Annotated in this window: 17 protein-coding genes; 9 read left to right on the forward strand and 8 right to left on the reverse strand. The window is 41.5% G+C overall.

All coding sequences use genetic code 11. The features are described 5' to 3' along the window. Window positions 1-305: 305 nt before the first annotated feature. From coaA to thiT, 4 genes are all read right to left on the reverse strand, one after another. Window positions 306-1,268, reverse strand: a complete 963-nt coding sequence (gene coaA, locus EIZ39_RS14550; protein ID WP_129200721.1) for a type I pantothenate kinase — start codon at window positions 1,266-1,268, stop codon at window positions 306-308. Between the two features lie 441 nt (window positions 1,269-1,709). Further along, window positions 1,710-2,567, reverse strand: coding sequence for a DegV family protein (locus EIZ39_RS14555; protein WP_129200722.1), 858 nt, complete (start codon window positions 2,565-2,567; stop codon window positions 1,710-1,712). A 275-nt stretch (window positions 2,568-2,842) separates the two neighbouring features. Further along, window positions 2,843-3,373: a hemerythrin domain-containing protein gene (locus tag EIZ39_RS14560; protein ID WP_129200723.1), complete on the reverse strand. Its 531-nt coding sequence runs from the start codon at window positions 3,371-3,373 to the stop codon at window positions 2,843-2,845. A 104-nt stretch (window positions 3,374-3,477) separates the two neighbouring features. Further along, complete coding sequence (thiT, locus tag EIZ39_RS14565) at window positions 3,478-4,023, reverse strand: energy-coupled thiamine transporter ThiT (protein ID WP_129200724.1); 546 nt, start codon at window positions 4,021-4,023, stop codon at window positions 3,478-3,480. Window positions 4,024-4,153: 130 nt separating this feature from the next. Here thiT and EIZ39_RS14570 point away from each other — a divergent pair, with 130 nt between their 5' ends. The 3 genes from EIZ39_RS14570 (at window position 4,154) to EIZ39_RS14580 (ending at window position 6,924) form a co-directional block, all read left to right on the forward strand. Further along, window positions 4,154-5,404, forward strand: coding sequence for an NAD(P)/FAD-dependent oxidoreductase (locus EIZ39_RS14570; protein ID WP_129200725.1), 1,251 nt, complete (start codon window positions 4,154-4,156; stop codon window positions 5,402-5,404). 143 nt (window positions 5,405-5,547) lie between these two features. Continuing rightward, entirely contained in the window at window positions 5,548-6,498 is a 951-nt protein-coding gene (locus EIZ39_RS14575) for an isopenicillin N synthase family dioxygenase (RefSeq protein WP_129200726.1), read from the forward strand. 141 nt (window positions 6,499-6,639) lie between these two features. After that, window positions 6,640-6,924, forward strand: a complete 285-nt coding sequence (locus tag EIZ39_RS14580; RefSeq protein WP_129200727.1) for a hypothetical protein — start codon at window positions 6,640-6,642, stop codon at window positions 6,922-6,924. A gap of 75 nt (window positions 6,925-6,999) precedes the next feature. Here the strand turns inward: EIZ39_RS14580 and EIZ39_RS14585 are convergent, their stop codons facing one another. Continuing rightward, window positions 7,000-7,413 carry a hypothetical protein gene (locus EIZ39_RS14585; RefSeq protein ID WP_129200728.1) on the reverse strand — a complete coding sequence of 138 codons (414 nt, stop codon included), beginning with the start codon at window positions 7,411-7,413 and terminating at the stop codon, window positions 7,000-7,002. Between the two features lie 156 nt (window positions 7,414-7,569). On the opposite strand from EIZ39_RS14585, the gene EIZ39_RS14590 reads away from it, so the two are divergent. From EIZ39_RS14590 to htpX, 3 genes are all read left to right on the forward strand, one after another. Continuing rightward, entirely contained in the window at window positions 7,570-9,123 is a 1,554-nt protein-coding gene (locus EIZ39_RS14590) for an ABC-F family ATP-binding cassette domain-containing protein (protein ID WP_129200729.1), read from the forward strand. Window positions 9,124-9,217: 94 nt separating this feature from the next. Then, complete coding sequence (gene dapD / locus EIZ39_RS14595) at window positions 9,218-9,850, forward strand: 2,3,4,5-tetrahydropyridine-2,6-dicarboxylate N-acetyltransferase (RefSeq protein WP_129200730.1); 633 nt, start codon at window positions 9,218-9,220, stop codon at window positions 9,848-9,850. A 92-nt stretch (window positions 9,851-9,942) separates the two neighbouring features. Then, window positions 9,943-10,827 carry a protease HtpX gene (gene htpX, locus EIZ39_RS14600; protein ID WP_129200731.1) on the forward strand — a complete coding sequence of 295 codons (885 nt, stop codon included), beginning with the start codon at window positions 9,943-9,945 and terminating at the stop codon, window positions 10,825-10,827. A 54-nt stretch (window positions 10,828-10,881) separates the two neighbouring features. Here htpX and EIZ39_RS14605 read toward each other — a convergent pair whose 3' ends face one another. Continuing rightward, window positions 10,882-11,844, reverse strand: coding sequence for an L-threonine 3-dehydrogenase (locus EIZ39_RS14605; protein ID WP_129200732.1), 963 nt, complete (start codon window positions 11,842-11,844; stop codon window positions 10,882-10,884). Window positions 11,845-11,871: 27 nt separating this feature from the next. Then, window positions 11,872-13,062 carry a glycine C-acetyltransferase gene (locus tag EIZ39_RS14610; RefSeq protein WP_129200733.1) on the reverse strand — a complete coding sequence of 397 codons (1,191 nt, stop codon included), beginning with the start codon at window positions 13,060-13,062 and terminating at the stop codon, window positions 11,872-11,874. Between the two features lie 282 nt (window positions 13,063-13,344). On the opposite strand from EIZ39_RS14610, the gene aspA reads away from it, so the two are divergent. Next, a complete protein-coding gene (gene aspA, locus EIZ39_RS14615) occupies window positions 13,345-14,766 on the forward strand; it encodes an aspartate ammonia-lyase (RefSeq protein WP_129200734.1) in 1,422 nt (473 codons plus the stop codon). 71 nt (window positions 14,767-14,837) lie between these two features. On the opposite strand, the gene EIZ39_RS14620 is transcribed toward aspA, so the two are convergent. Beyond that, window positions 14,838-15,731 (reverse strand): MerR family transcriptional regulator, encoded by an 894-nt coding sequence (locus EIZ39_RS14620; protein WP_129200735.1) that lies wholly within the window; start codon window positions 15,729-15,731, stop codon window positions 14,838-14,840. 174 nt (window positions 15,732-15,905) lie between these two features. On the opposite strand from EIZ39_RS14620, the gene EIZ39_RS14625 reads away from it, so the two are divergent. Further along, window positions 15,906-16,142, forward strand: coding sequence for a hypothetical protein (locus EIZ39_RS14625; protein WP_129200736.1), 237 nt, complete (start codon window positions 15,906-15,908; stop codon window positions 16,140-16,142). 99 nt (window positions 16,143-16,241) lie between these two features. Continuing rightward, on the forward strand, window positions 16,242-16,733 hold the full coding sequence (locus EIZ39_RS14630; RefSeq protein ID WP_129200737.1) for a hypothetical protein: 492 nt from the start codon (window positions 16,242-16,244) through the stop codon (window positions 16,731-16,733). Window positions 16,734-16,816 lie beyond the last annotated feature (83 nt).

The following is a 16,816-nucleotide window of genomic DNA, read 5'->3' on the forward strand; positions in this document are numbered from 1 at the left end:
TCCTTCCTATATTTTATCAATTATAAGCATTGACCATTATAACAAAATTATAGCGGCTACCATAATGAATAAAAAACTAATTTTTTTTATTCATTATATAAATGTTTTTCTAGTAATGCCGATAATAATTTTAACTAAACGAATTGGTAGTTTAGGTTGAGAGTTTTCAATCTAGGTCCCTTAACGGGGACTATTTTTTTTGCTTTTCCCAATTTACAACATAAATACGATAATAACAAGACAAACTCTGTAAGAACTAGACAAAATGAAAAACCAGGTGACTAAACCGTACCTGGTTGCTTTACTTATAGTTTGCGCAGTTTCACCTTGTTGATGGAATGATTGGCTCCCTTTTCCAAGATTAAATGTGCACGTTCACGTGTGGGCAAGATATTCTGTTGTAGATTAACCTCATTTATTTCTAACCAAATCTTTTTGGCTGTTTCGATGGCTTCTTCATCTGTCAATTGACTATAGCGGTGGAAATAGGATGCTGGGTTTTGGAATGCTGTATCTCGCAGCAACTGAAAACGCTCGACATACCATTTATAGATGTCCTCTACTAAAGCGTCAACGTAAATCGAAAAATCAAAGAAATCTGACACGAATACCCTTGGAATCTTTCGCTGGTTACGGGTGTTAGGCATTTGTAAGACATTAATTCCCTCCACAATGACAATGTCGGGTTTCTCCATAACCTTTACCTCTTCAGGCAAAATATCATAATATAAATGTGAGTATGTAGGTACAGTAACTTCTGGTCTACCCGACTTAATATCAGCCATAAAACGTATCAGTCTTCGGATATCGTAGCTCTCCGGAAATCCCTTACGCTTCATCAGCCCGCGTTCTTCTAGAATCCGATTGGGATAGAGAAATCCGTCCGTTGTCACTAATTCCACCTTAGGGTGGTTCGGCCAGCGTGAAAGTAAAGCTTGTAAAATCCTTGCCGAAGTACTTTTTCCAACGGCCACACTTCCTGCTATTCCAATAATATAAGGGACCTTTTCTGTTGTACTATTCAAGAACGTATTTGCTGCTAGATGAAGCTCCTGTGTGGTAGCCACATAAAGATTAAGTAAACGAGATAGGGGTAGATAGATTTCGGATACTTCGTCAAGGGACACTTTTTCATTTAAGCCTTTTAAGGCTTCTAATTCTTCCTGAGTTAGGGGGAGCGGAATAGAATCCCTTAAACTTGCCCACTCATTACGATTAAATGTTATATAAGGTGAATAATTCTCATCGTCAGACGGTTTTTCATACATGTTTTAAGGAACCTCCTTTGAACTACGCATGCACGAGCGATATTAATCATACAGACCATTATAGCAAATTCACCGTCTATGAGAACTTTTTATTTTTTATCCTACTTATTTCTCTAGATTTTTTGTTATATAATAATCACGAATTACGATTGAGACAGGAGAAGAACATATTGAAAAGATATATCTTTCAACTGCTTGAAAGCGAGAATCCTGATTTTGAGGAAAGAGACCATGTCATTTATGCTGATACCCTTGAAGGAGCTATCGTATAATTCGAACGTAAACATGATCTTGAAGCGCCAGCTTATTGGGATGAACCTGCTTTTGAAAAATTCATGGAAATTATTTTTAAGGATGACGTCGGCAAGATTCGATACCTCGTACAGTGGTAAAGTAAAAAAAGAGAGGGATATAGTTGTTTATCTATATCCCTCTCTTTTTTCATTTTGACTGGTTGGTCCATGTGAGGGCGACCGTTCCTTCCCCAGCGTGTACGCCAATGGTAGAGCTTACTTCGCCTACGAAAATTTCTAAATCGGGATATAGGGCTTGAAGTTCTTTTCTCCACTCTTCTGCCTTGGCTGGAACATTGCCATGCATAATCTGTATGCCTGTTATCCTATTCTTCTGATAGGCTTCATCAAAGAGGTCAAGAATTCTGCGAATGGCTTTCTTTTCTGAGCGGACTTTCTCTACCATCTCGAATTCTCCTCGGGGATTAATTCGAATGATTGGTTTTATTTGTAGTAAATTGCCGAGAAGATACTGCGCTCCGGACATTCTTCCCCCTTTATAAAATTGATCTAAGTTACCAATGAGTATGTAGTTTTGACTTTTGTCGGCCTCGTCGCGAAGGCGAGTAGAAATTTCTTTAACATCAAGGCCTTCCTTTTCAAGTTCCATCCCTTTATACAGAAGTGTTGTTATAGGATAGGACATAGACTTCGAGTCCACTCCTTCGAGAGGAAAGTCCGCCATTCGAGCTCCATGGACACTCCCCTGAAGCGTTCCACTCAGTTGGCTAGAAATATGAACGGCAATTCCTGTTTCATATTCTTCCTCTAACTTCTCGTAGAGCTCCATGAACCTACCGGGTGATGGTTGGGATGTTTTGGGGATTTGCTTAGAATTTCGAATTTTCTCGTATAGTTCATTGGCTGTAAGATCGACTCCATCTTCATACGTTTGGTCCCCAAATGAAATAGATAATGGCACGATATAGACGTCAGGATGGTCCTTAAGTTCTTTTGTGATATAGGCTGTGCTGTCTGTTATCCAGGCGATTTTTTTCTTTAACAAGGCTTGAGTACCTCTTCTCTATCTGTATTCATATTCCTAATTTGCGTTAGAATGGCTGTAATTATGAATGGGGAGGAGGGGCAGTTAAGGGGAATTTTTTCCGCTATTTTCATTTTGATTGATTGATAAAACCGAGAAAATAAGGGGAAAAACTACCGTTAATCCCCTGAAAAGTCTCTATTTTTGGCTATTTTTCCCTTATTACGGCTCTATTCTTATATTATTGTAAAATAGCGGAAATTTTTACTGCTATATTTTAGACCCAGCCCCATGAATTATCTTTGAATCATAAGCTGATAAAGCTTGTCCTTCTCTAGATCAGTCAAAAACTTCTCCGCCATAGGAAACAAGATGTTTTCTTCCTTACTAAAATGATCACTTAAAATAATATAAGTTTGGATAGCATAAGAGGCTAATTCATTCCTTTTCATGTCATCTACTGATTTGGAGGCCTCTTCTAAGAAAGCTTTAAGGTATCCCTTGGCCTGGTCATGCTCATATTCCATTACGGCAATAGGTCCGGTCTCCCGTCCAATATAGTGAGCTAACAGAGGGAATAAGGCTCCTTCTTCGATTTCTGAGTGAGGGGTAAGATCCTTCTCAAACGCTTCAACTTTTCGTATAAGCTCTCTCCACATCTCTGCCCTAGTTGAACCTTCCTCTATCCTCTGCAAGTCTTTAGCAAGGGTATTGAACTCTTCCATCTGTTTACGTAATGGTGTGTGCTCCTTATAGAGATGATCTAACGCAGGACATAGGCTGATAAAGTCTCTCTCTGCAAAACCGCTACAAAAAGAATGATTCATTTCTCAACACTCCTTCGTGTATCGTAATGACGTTCTAATATCTTAATCATAGCGTGTTAAAAGAAAAGAAGAAGTGATGGTTGTCACTTGTTTTCTAACGTTTTTTATTTTGGTGCTAATAAGGAATAACGGTTGGAAATTAAGAAAATAAGAATAATACTGTTAATAATGACTTCAGGTAGAAGATAAGATAAGTTGTACCATATCGAGTACTGCAATACAGGCATCCCTTCTGGTGCATAGCTTCCAAACCAAACGACTCCAGATCCCACGTGAGAGACAAACCGAGCTAAGGCAGCAATCGTAATGCCTAGTATCGCCCTTGTTATTCTTCCTCCCCGTTGTTGGTTCTCTAAGCTAAATAGACCAGCTAAACCAATAGCTGCATAAGCTACAGGGTAATCCAATACTAGTTGTACAGGGTGAACAATGGTGCCACCAAGCATCGCTTTTAACACACCGACTAGCAATCCTGCGGTGATCCCCGCCTTTACCCCTCTACGGAAAGCCAAAATAACAATGGGGATCATGACTAAGGATATAGAGCCACCTTGTGCCCACAACCCGCCAAATTGAATCAAACTTAATACATAAGCCAACGCCGTCATTAATGCGGTTTCAACCATAATATTTGTCTGATTTCTTTGCATGAATATACTCCTTTCTCCTCAAGCTAAAATAAATGATTACTGCATTATTATATTAGAACAGGAAAATTATACAACTTAAACTGGCTAACAAGAAGCAACTCAGTCTAAATAAATAGAGGGGTGTTGGATTATGGAACTGCAACATGGATTAGATTTGAAAAACGGACCATTGTCATGGCTAGACACACTTCCATCTCCCCCTACTTATCCTCAATTAGAAGAGGATATTGTGTGCGATGTGCTAGTGATCGGTGGTGGCGAGGCGGGTTCTCTATGTGCTTATCATCTAGCAGAGCAACAGGTGGATACCGTTATTGTTGACAGGAGAAGGTTTGGTTTCGGCAGTACAAGCGCGAACACGGGGTTACTCCAATTCGCGAACGATAAGGAGTTAACGGCTTGTATTAACACCTTTGGTGAAGAGAAAGGGGTTCGCTTTTATAAACTTTGTCAAAATGCGGTTTCTGAAATAGGAAAGCTTTGTAACAAGCTAAAAATTTTTCCAGATTATGTTTCAAGGGACAGTCTTTATTACGCTACTTCTATTGAAGATGTTCCTTCCCTACAGAAGGAATATCTCACCTTGAAGAAGCATGGGTTTCCGGTTCGATATATGAAGGAGGAGGAAATTCGCGAGAAATATTCTTTTTCCAAACCGGCGGCCATATTTGCTACGGGGGATGCCGATATTAACCCTTATAAGTTTGCAAACTCCTTAATCTACAGCGCAGTTGATTTTGGCCTACGTGCTTACCAAGAAACGGAAATCGTGAGTCGTGAAACAGAAAAGGATCATGTTGTTCTGTATACAAAAAATAGGAAAAGAATCAAGGCGAGGAAGGTCATTTTCGCAACGGGTTACGAGACACAGATTCAATTACAGAATAATGCGAATGCAGTACTCTCAAGTTCCTATGCTATCGTAACCCAGCCCATTGAGGAATTTACGGGATGGCCTGATCGTTGCTTGATATGGGAAACAGCGAGACCTTATCTGTATATCCGCACCTCCGTGGACAACCGTATTATCGCTGGCGGATTTGATGAGCCAATGGTCCAAGCGGAGCAGCGAGACGCCCGGTTAATACATAAAAGAGATCTCCTTGTACAAGCGGTGCAAGAATTGTTCCCCTCTATCCCCAATCTCCGTGCAGATTATTATTGGTCTGCTACATTTGGGGGGACGCATGATGGATACCCTCTTATTGGTGAACAACCTGAATATCCGCATTGCTATTTCGCTCTGGGGTATGGAGGAAATGGAACGGTTTACAGCATGATTGCTGCCCAAATAATCACGAGCCTCATTACGCAAGGCACTCATCAGGATGCTGATCTATTTCGCTTTAATCGAGCCCCTTACCAAACAAGTAACAGATAAAGAGGACGGTTTTCAGCCTTCCTCTGTTTTTTCATTTCATAAGGTAAAAAACGGTTGTTAGATGTCAGACAACGTGTTACACTACGAAAGGAAATTCTTTCTTTGTAATCGTTTACCCTACTTATTCAGGAGGTTCTTAAGGAATGTCTAGACCATTAATCCGCACACTAAATTTAAAAGACTACACGTATGGTAATGCTGCTCAGCGTGCACAATTCGCAGAAGAATTTGCTGCAGGTCTTAAGGAGATTGGCTTTATTATCCTCGAAGGTCACGGTGTAGATCCAAAGCTTATTGATAAGAATTATGAATTGTGGGAAAGATTCTATAACCTAGATAACGTTGTTAAGAAGCAATACGAAGGGGTTCAAGGAGGCCAACGGGGCTATACAGGATTTGGGAAGGAACATGCAAAAAATCGTAAAGTTGGCGACTTGAAGGAATTTTGGCATGTGGGTCAAGAATTGCCCGTGGGTCACCCCCTTACTTCTGAATATCCTGCGAATGTTTGGCCGGAAGAACTTCCTGAACTTCGTAAATACGCATTGAATTTTTACAGAGAATTAGAGCGAGTGGCTCGCAATATGCTTGAAGCTTTAGCTCTTCACTTTGATCTTAGATCGGGTTTTTTCTCTGATATGATTAACGATGGAAACAGTGTTCTTCGTACCATTCACTATCCCCCACTAGATGAGTTCGCGCATCCTGACGCGATTCGGGCAGCTGAACATGAGGATATTAACTTGATTACCCTTCTCGTGGAGTCTACAGCGTCTGGTCTAGAATTGTTAACACGTGACGGAGATTGGATGCCGGTAATCGCTGAAAAGGGTCAGATTATTGTAGATGCGGGAGATATGCTGTCTCGCATTACTAATGAAGTGATCCCTTCTACAACCCACCGTGTAGTTAATCCTAAGGGGGAAAATACATCTCGTTACTCCATGCCGTTCTTCGTTCATCCATACAGTAACTATCTGTTAGAAACAATTCCTTCTTGCGTTTCAGTGGATAATCCCGAGAAGTATCCGCCTATCACCGCTGGAGGGTTTTTATATCAACGCTTGGTTGAAATTGGGCTAATTAAAGAGTAACACTAGGTTGAAAGAGGCTGTCTCAAACAGGTCATAAATACTGTGACTTTTTGGGCTGCCTTTTTTCTCTGCCAAGTTTGCAAAACAAGAACGGAATGCTATACTGAATGAATAAAAAGGCTACGAAAAAAGGAGCGAATTATGAACCATAAGTGCGAAATATGCGGTGCTGATCATGCTGAACCATATCGTTCTTTCGAATTAGAGAGTTGGGAAATCCCTTTTAACGAGAAAAAAGATGTTCATTATATATGCTTTCCTTGTTTCGATCAATTGACCGAAAAAAAGCTTCAAACGAATGAGGTCAAAGAAAGAATGCGATATAACCGAGAGAACCTAGATAAGCTAATTGAAGAGGGATTGGTTTGCCCCCGTTGTAAAGAGATGATACTTGAAGAGAATCACAAGTGTTACTTCGAAAGTTAACTGAAACTTAAGCGGACAAAAAAAGAATCAGATTAGCTTAATCTGATTCTTTTCTATTGCTCGATCCCTTTCCCTTTATTCGGTGATTACACTCATAAGGGTTTTGGGAGTATAGGGTGATTGCAGCAAATAAGCCTTGCGCGCATCATCATAAAGGATGACGAAAGGATCCCTCTCCGGAAGAACAATGAAAAAGACTTCATAAACCATGGATTTCATCCATTGGTTTCCTACATTAATACCAGGATGCAATGGAACTCGAATCATTTGCCCTTTTTTCGGCAGCTCTTCTAAGGGTGGAATCGTACGATCAATCGAGTCGAGGTACTTTTTCATCTCCTCTTGGATTTCGGTCGTATTAGCAATTCGCTTCACGATTTGTTCTTTTTCAATATCAAACACTTCTATGTCAGCCATATACTCAGCCCAGACGGGCTGTATGCAAAGAGATATTAAAACAAACAGGAGACTTATGATCTTCTTTTGCAAGGGGCACCACCTTTTTTCTTTTTAGCTTCCCCTCCCCCTTTTATTAAATACAAGATGACTTTTTGGTTGATATAGGGGATTTATTATTTTATTCAAATCAGTTAAGATGGAACAAAAGTATGCACATCCGTAAGTACAGGAGGAACCAGAAACACGATGAGCTTATTAACAGTTGAAGACTTAAGCCATAGCTTTGGCGATAGAACCTTGTTTAAGAATGTCTCCTTCCGCCTTTTGGCTGGGGAGCATGTTGGATTAGTAGGTGCTAATGGAGTGGGGAAATCCACCCTGATGAATATTGTTACAGGACAAATTGTCCGTGATGATGGGAAGGTTGAGTGGACACCCAAGGTCCATTATGGTTATTTAGATCAACATACCAAGCTTACTCCAGGGAAAACAATTCGGGACATCCTTAGAGATGCCTTCCTTCCCCTTTACGAGTTAGAAAAAGAATTAATGGTAATCTCCGAGAAAATGGGCGATGCCACTCCTGAAGAGTTAGAGGATCTTCTTGAGCAAATGGGAGAAATACAAGAACGTTTAGATGCAAGCGGTTTTTACTTGTCAGATGTAAAAGTGGAAGAAATGGCCAATGGTTTAGGGTTAGATGCTATCGGATTAGAACGTGACGTAGCCTCCCTTAGTGGCGGTCAGCGTACAAAGGTTCTTCTGGCTAAACTGCTTCTTGAGAAACCGACGGTCCTTCTTCTTGATGAGCCTACGAACTATTTGGATGTAGAGCATATTCAATGGCTGACTAATTATTTGAAGGACTATCCTTTCGCTTTTATTCTGATTTCCCATGATACAGAATTCATGAATAAAGTCGTAGATGTCATTTATCATCTAGAATTTTCGAAGTTAACCAGATATAAGGCCAACTACGAGAAGTTCCTAGAAATGGCCGATATTAATAAGCAACAACATATCGATGCATATGAAAAACAACAAGAGTTTATTAAAAAGCAAGAAGACTTTATTCAACGGAATAAAGCGAGATATTCTACTTCTGGTCGTGCAAAGAGTCGTCAGAAGCAGTTGGAGCGAATTGATCGAATTGATCGTCCAGAAACAGCGATGAAACCCACATTTGGGTTTAAGGAATCACGAGCGAGTGGGAAAACTATTTTTGAAGGTAAAGATTTAGAGATTGGTTACACGTCTGCTCTCCTCCCGAAGATGAGCATGACGATCGAACGTGGTGAAAAAATAGCGATTATCGGGTGTAACGGGGTAGGTAAATCCACTCTTCTAAAAACCATTCTAGGCAAGATTAATCCTTGGAAGGGATCCGCTTATTTAGGCGACTTCCTCTACCCTGTTTATTTTGAACAAGAAGTAAAGGCCGGCAATTTGACACCGCTTGACGATGTTTGGAATGAGTACTCTCACTTGAACCAACATGAGGTTCGTGGGGCTTTGGCTCGATGCGGACTGACGAATGAACATATTACTCGCCCACTGAATATGTTGAGTGGTGGTGAACAAGCCAAGGTTCGACTATGTAAGTTGATGATGAGGGACAGCAATTGGCTTTTGCTTGATGAGCCTACTAACCACCTTGATGTTGTAGCTAAAGAAGAGCTTAAGCGTGCTTTGAAGGAATATAAAGGAACTATTCTTCTGGTTTGCCATGAGCCAGACTTTTATGAAGATTGGGTAACAACTGTATGGAACGTAGAAGAATGGTCCATGCAGAATGCTTAGAGTAAGTGGAATAAACAGCGCTTGGCGTTAGGCCAAGGGTGAATTTAGGGCTGGCCTGATGGCCGGCCCTACCCTATTTCTTAAGGAGGATCAGATGGACACGAAAGAGATATTGGAAAGAATACAGAATAATAATAAGAGAACACTGGTAAAGATCTATATTCAAGGTAAGCTGGATCAAGTGACATTCGGCCCAGATGTAAGAGTCATCCGGATGGGTGAAGGAGGGATGGTGTTTGGCGACTGGGAAGTGCTTCAACCCATACTTGCGAACTACTCCTCTGTCATTGAAGATTATGTTGTTGAGGGTGACCGAAGGAATTCGACTATCGATTTACTCGATATCAAGAATGTGGATGCAAGAGTTGAACCTGGCGCGATCATTCGTGAAGGTGTAACAATTGAGAAGGATGCGGTCATTATGATGGGGGCTTGTATTAACATTGGAGCTCGAATCGGTGAAAAAGCCCTTATTGATATGAACGCTGTTATTGGTGGTCGAGCGTCTATTGGTAAGAGGTGTCATGTAGGTGCAGGCGTTGTGATTAAAGGAGTCATCTCTTCTCCTCATGCAAGTCCGGTAACCATTGAGGATGATGTGATTATCGGCCCTAACGCAGTCATAATGGAAGGGATACATATTGGAACCGGAGCGATCATTGGGGCTGGGTGTATTGTAACGAAGGATGTACAAGCAGGTGAAGTCATCCATTCTCCCATTTATTAAGCAGTTTTACTCAGAAAAAAACTGAAACCTAATGAAGAAGTGTTCCGTATACGAAAAGTGAAACAGAAAAAGAAAGGATGAATTCACCCCGTATGTTTAGGAGAATTGGATTATTTCTATTAGTGAACATGCTAGTCATCATTACGATCAGTATTGTGACTAGTATGTTGGGAGTGCGAAATTACATAACCGCTGAGGGGATTGATTTCACGGCTCTGCTTGTATTTAGCGGTGTAGTCGGTTTTAGTGGAGCGTTCATCTCACTCGCCATGTCACGAATGATGGCGAAGTGGATGATGAAGATTAAAATCATCGATCAGAAGAACCCTCACCTTACTGCAGAAGAGAGGTTTGTACTTGAGGAAGTTCATCGTCTTTCCCGTAAGGCAGGTATTACGGTAATGCCTGAAGTAGGAATCTATGACTCAGCAGAGGTGAACGCTTTTGCTACAGGGCCTTCAAAGAATCGTTCGTTAGTTGCAGTGTCTAGCGGATTGTTACAAAGAATGGATAAAGAAGCCGTTATCGGTGTACTAGCTCATGAAGTGGCGCATATCGAGAATGGCGATATGGTTACCATGACGCTTGTTCAAGGGGTCATTAACACCTTTGTTGTGTTCTTGTCTCGAATCATGGCTTATGTTGCCTCGCGTTTCGTAAAAGAAGAACTTGCCCCAATTGTTCACTTTGCCGCTGTAATTATTTTTGACATCCTTTTTTCCATACTCGGCAGTATTGCCGTCATGGCTTATTCTCGTTATCGAGAATTTCATGCCGATGCCGGTGGAGCCTACTTAGGTGGAAAGCAAAATATGATTCATGCATTAAAATCACTTAAAAACACAGTAGAACTCGTTGATACGGAACAAAAATCTCTCGCTGCCCTTAAGATCAATGGAAAACGTGGCCTTGCCGGATTGTTCTCCAGTCATCCTGACTTAGATGAACGCATTCGTCGCCTTGAGGCTGGCAGGTAAATAAAAACGAGGCTGCTCTCGAACCCATTCGAGGCAGCCTTATTTTTTTATGGATTAACTTGTTCCCACCAAACTGTATTTTTCACTTAACTTTCCCAGCATCTCAACCGTCATTCGATCTAGATCGTAAAGCGGGTTAAAGCCCCATTCTTCCGTTGCTATTGTACAATCAAGAGAATCAGGCCAACTCTCTGCAATAGACTGTCTTATTGGATCTACTTGATAAGATAGCTCGAAATCAGGGATAACCTTACGAATGGAAGTCGCAATGGCCTCCGGATCAATACTCATGGCAGACACATTATAAGCATTGCGGTGTTTTAAGTAAGCAGGATCGGCTTCCATTAAGCAAATAATCGCTTGTAATGCATCGGGCATATACATCATATCCATATAAGTGCCTTTATCAATATAGGAAGTGTAAGCCTTTTGGCGAATGGCTTGGTAATAGATCTCAACAGCATAATCCGTTGTCCCTCCCCCAGGAGGCGTTACATAGGAGATAAGTCCAGGAAAACGGAGTCCTCTGGTATCTACGCCGAATTTCTGATAATAGTAATCGCACAGTAGTTCCCCTGACACTTTATTCACACCATACATCGTAGTTGGCCTTTGAATTGTATTTTGTGGAGTCTTGGTTTTTGGAGTGCTTGGTCCGAAGGCTCCAATAGAGCTAGGGGTAAAGAACTGACATCCTAGCTCTTTTGACACTTCCAAGGCATTCACTAGCCCTCCCATATTGAGGTTCCAAGCGAGTAATGGTTTTGCTTCAGCTGTTGCGGATAGGAGAGCGGCTAAATGAATAATGGTATCAACGTGATGTTTTTTTGCCATATCATACATAGCCTGAGCATCTGTTACATCGAGAATTTCGAAAGGCCCAGATTCTACCGCCGTGTTTGCCCCTTTGCGGATATCTGTTGCAATGACTTGCTCTAACCCGTATATTTCTCTCATGTGGCAGGTGAGCTCGGATCCAATTTGACCTAGGGCTCCGGTAATCAGTATTTTTTTCATGCGGTTGCTCCTCCCCTATTTATCCTATTAAATGATTCTCATTTCCTCTCCAACCAACTTATAGATGGACAATGCTTGATCTAGCATTTCTCTTGAGTGGGCAGCAGTTGGCATATTTCTCACTCTTCCTGTTCCGCGTTGGACAGTTGGGAATACGATCGCCTTGGCATAGACACCCTCATCATACAATCTCTTGCTGAATTCTTGAGTCTTCCGTTCATCGCCAATGATGCATGGGGTAATAGGTGTCTGGCTTTCTCCAATATCGAACCCCATATTTTTTAAACCTTGTTTTAGATAGTCGCCGTTCTCCCACAATTGATCATGTAGTTCTGTGCTGCTCATGAGAATATCGATCGCTTTAATACTGGCAGCAACATCTCCAGGAGTCAGGGAAGTAGAAAAAAGGAATGGACGGCTTCTTACCTTAAGCCAGTCAATTAATTCCTGCTTCCCAGCCACGTAGCCTCCTACGACGCCGATGGCCTTCGACAGAGTCCCGATCTGAAAGTCAATTTTTTCTGATAATCCAAAATGCTTTACGGTTCCGGCTCCCTGACCTAATACGCCTGATCCGTGTGCATCGTCAACATAGGTAATCAAATCGAATTCGTCTGCAATGGTAGCAATGTCTGGAAGATTAGCGATATCCCCATCCATAGAGAATACCCCATCGGTTATGACCATTACTTTATTGTATTTGCCCGATTCCTTAGCTTCTCTCGCTTTTGCTCGCAAGTCATCCATGTCTGAATGATTAAAGCGGATGATCTGGGCTCTAGATAATCGACATCCATCGATAATGGAAGCGTGGTTTAATTCATCAGACAAGATAGCGTCTTCCTTATCCATTACAGCGGAGATAGCAGCCATATTACAATTAAATCCGGATTGATAGGCAATGGCGGCTTCTGTATGCTTAAATTGAGCAAGCTTCTCTTCTAATTTTACATGCAGCTCAAGAGTTCCGTTGATGGTGCGGACGGCACCGGCTCCGACACCGAATTCTTTTGTAGCTTCTGTAGCTGCTTCGATGAGACGAGGGTCTGTAGCTAAGCCTAAGTAGTTGTTAGAAGAAAGATTAATTAGTTGTTTTCCGCCAATCGTAATCATAGGTCCATTAGCGCTTTGTAATGGGTCGATAATGTTATATAGACCCTTCCTTTTCAAATCTCCTAGATTTTCCTCTAAAAAACGATCCAACACTTTGCTTGACATTCATAATCCCTCCAGTATTTTGACAAACTTATATGACTGAACTTTTTTGAAAGAACAAATGTCCACTCAACAAGCACAATATGTAGAGCGTATACAACCGTGGCACATCGGGTTTTATACTTTAAAGTTACCATATTCAAGCCGCGATGTCCACATGATGTGGACAAAAATGGGCGTTGAGCTATCCCAGTAAATTACATAGCTTTTTCCATTATATTTCTCACACAAGCCATGAAGTATGTTACTATATTTCTTGTGACCATTATTAAGGAGTGCTGACAAATGATAAAGACAGAATTTCGATTGGAAAAGGATTTTCTTGGTGAGAAAGAGGTTCCTCTAGAAGCTTATTATGGAATTCAAACCTTACGAGCTGTGGAGAACTTTCCTATCACGGGATATCGGATTCACGGTGAATTAATTAAGGCGCTTGCGATTGTTAAGAAGGCGGCTGCAGAGGCTAATATGGAGGTCTCTCGATTGAATCCTAGACTGGGAGCTGTGATTGTACAGGCAGCCGAAGAAATTATTGCCGGACAATGGCATGAGCAGTTTATTGTTGACCCGATACAGGGTGGTGCAGGTACTTCCATTAATATGAATGCCAATGAGGTCATCGCCAATCGGGCAATTGAATTATTGGGCGGGGTTAAAGGGGATTATTTCAGCTTAAGCCCGAATACGCATGTGAATATGTCTCAATCTACGAATGATGCTTTTCCTACTGCTGTTCGGATTGCCATCCTCTCCCTCGTTGATCAACTCTTGAACACGATGGAGTTTATGTTAAGTACGTTCCAAGCGAAGGCGAAGGAATTTGATGCTGTTATTAAGATGGGAAGAACACATCTTCAGGATGCAGTACCTATCCGTTTAGGACAAGAATTCGAGGCTTATTCAAAAGCGATAGCTAGAGATATGAAGCGTATTCGCAAAACCCGTGAGCATCTCTATGAGGTGAATATGGGAGCTACGGCAGTAGGGACAGGTCTGAACGCGGATCCACGCTATATCACCCGAGTGGTTGAACTCTTAGCAGAAAGCAGTGGATACCCACTTGTCCTTGCGGATCATCTTATTGATGCTACTCAGAATACGGATGTTTATGCAGAAGTTTCTGCTAGTCTGAAAGTATGTATGATTAATATGTCCAAGATTGCCAACGACCTGCGATTAATGGCTTCTGGTCCACGCACAGGACTTGGAGAAATCAACTTGCCAGCTAGACAGCCTGGTTCCTCCATCATGCCTGGTAAAGTGAATCCTGTCATGTGTGAAGTAATTAATCAAGTCGCGTTCCAAGTTATGGGGAACGACCATACAATTTGTCTTGCAGCTGAAGCAGGACAACTTGAATTAAATGTGATGGAACCTGTTCTATTTTTCAACCTAATTCAGTCTCTTAGCATCATGAATCAAGCTTTTGATGTCTTTACTCGTCATTGTCTAGAAGGAATTGAGGCAAATGTGGAGCGATGCAAAGAATATGTAGAGCGAAGTGTTGGCATTATTACAGCTCTTAACCCGCACTTAGGTTATGAGACGGCAGCCAGGATTGCCAGGGAAGCGATCGAAACGGGTAAGTCCGTTAGAGAATTATGTTTGCTTTATAATGTATTAAGTGAAGAAGAACTGCAAATTATTCTTGATCCTTATGAGATGACTTATCCGGGTATTGCAGGAGCGTCGTTAAAGGAAAGGTAGTTAAGAAAAAAAAGGGATGACTCAACAGGACAACTAAAAGTGTCCCTAGGGTCATCCCCTTTCGTTTTTGGTTATCGCATCCACTCCAAATCAAACCATTGATCCCAGAGTGCAGACGAATGACCGATATTCCAGTTCTGTAGAGACTCAGGAGCGTTCAACATCCCTTGACCCCCTATAACAAACTTAAGTCCAGGATGTTCGGTTGTTAATTGGCTAATGAGCTCCCTTACGGCCCTCTGTAAATCAGGTCTAGTAATGGAAATACAGACTAAACCAATATTCAAGTCTGTAATGACTTTATCTAATCCGTTTTCAGGAGTATCTGGTCCCAGATATACGACGTCCATGCCTTTTCTCCGTAAAAACAGAGTGAACAACAGCAACCCGACTTGGTGATGTTCACCAGGTGGACACAGAGCTAGTGCGCGCGGATAGGTCTTATCAACCGGAAAGACACGTAGAAGGTGGCTGATTCGGTGCATAATCCAGTTACTCGCGAAGTGCTCCTGAGCAACGGAGATATTCCCCTTTTCCCATTCGTCTCCGATCCGATGCAAGAGCTGTGGCAGCACGTTTTGTAGGACGGTTTCGATGGGCCAAACCGCGAAGGATAGCTCTAGGGCCTCGCTCGCCTTATTGGAATCCAACGCAATAAGAGATTCATATAACGTATCCATGCGTTTTAAGTCCAATTCCTGTAATTCCCTGCTTGAACTGCTGGTTACCGCTTTTTCAGCTTGCTGTTTTCTTTGAGCAAGAAGCTGAACGGCTTGGCTGATATTGACTCCGACTTCTTCGGTTTGTTTCTTTAACCACTTCAAATCTAATACATCGTTCTCAGAATAAAGACGATGGCCACCCTCCGTTCGTTCTGAAGGTCCAAGACCATAACGTCTCTCCCAGGCGCGAATCGTTACTGCAGGTATTCCTGTTAACTCAGAGACTTTTTTAATTGGATACACGGTTAAACCTACTCTCTTTACTGAAAATGAAACATTTCTCTATTCTAATTGTACAATATGGATACAAATGTTGTACAGTTTGATTCAGCAAATTTTTGTGTTTAAAAGGTCCAAGCGTTTTGTCAGGTCCCTTAATAGAATACTAGTAGCTAACATTAAGGAGGTCAGCGTGAGATGAGGAGCTTACCAGAAAGCAAACGCAGAAAGCTAGAATCTGCCGTAAAGCAACTAAGAGGGAAAACTATTGTTATAAGAGATTCAAATGGCAAGAGGTATCAAATGGTTGTACAAGGAATACGAGGCAACTATTTAGTCATGAGACAAGTGCAGTCCGGGACACCGAAGGCTCAAGTAAAGCTTTTTCCCTTCTTTTTCTTTCCTCTCCCCTTCTTTTTCCCTTTCATCTTTTAAGTGAATTAGCTGTTCCCCAATGGGACGGCTATTTTTAGTCATATATCCAGATAAAAAGGATATGTTTAGGATATAGCTGTTACAGAGGGGGCCTCCTAGATGAATAACTTCTTTGAACAAGTAAGAAGAGAGTCTACTCGTATTGCATATCGGACTGTTGCAGATCATTCTAACTCCACCCAAACTTTTGCTTTTAAAGCAGACCTGCTCAAAGATCTGATCAACCAAGTCAAGGGACAGGAACTGCAAGATATCCATGTCGTCATAAACGATACGTCCATTGTCGTCACGGGCGTTGCTCGTAAATTAATGATTAAGATTCCTTTCTCTATGACTATGAGACCTGTTTCTACAGAGAGAGGAGCATTAGCGTTCCTCGTGGATGAAATGACACCCGTAAACGTTCCTTGGTTGAACCAGAAGGTATTCAATCACCCGCCCTACTTACATTTTAAAGATGGTCTTCTAACTTTAAATCTGGAGCCGCTAAAAAAGATGGAAGAATTCGATGACATGGAGATTCAACAGGTAGACATTCATGATGGGAAAATTTTTGTTGTGCTGGGTGCTAACTTCCTTTCTAAACATTAACAAGGTAACTACCTACCTTTTGTCATTTATGTTAAAATAGAATTAATAATCTATATTCATCCGCATCAGGAACAATAAGGAGG

It is taken from the genome of Ammoniphilus sp. CFH 90114, assembly GCF_004123195.1.
In the GTDB taxonomy this organism is placed as follows: Bacteria; Bacillota; Bacilli; order Aneurinibacillales; family RAOX-1; genus YIM-78166.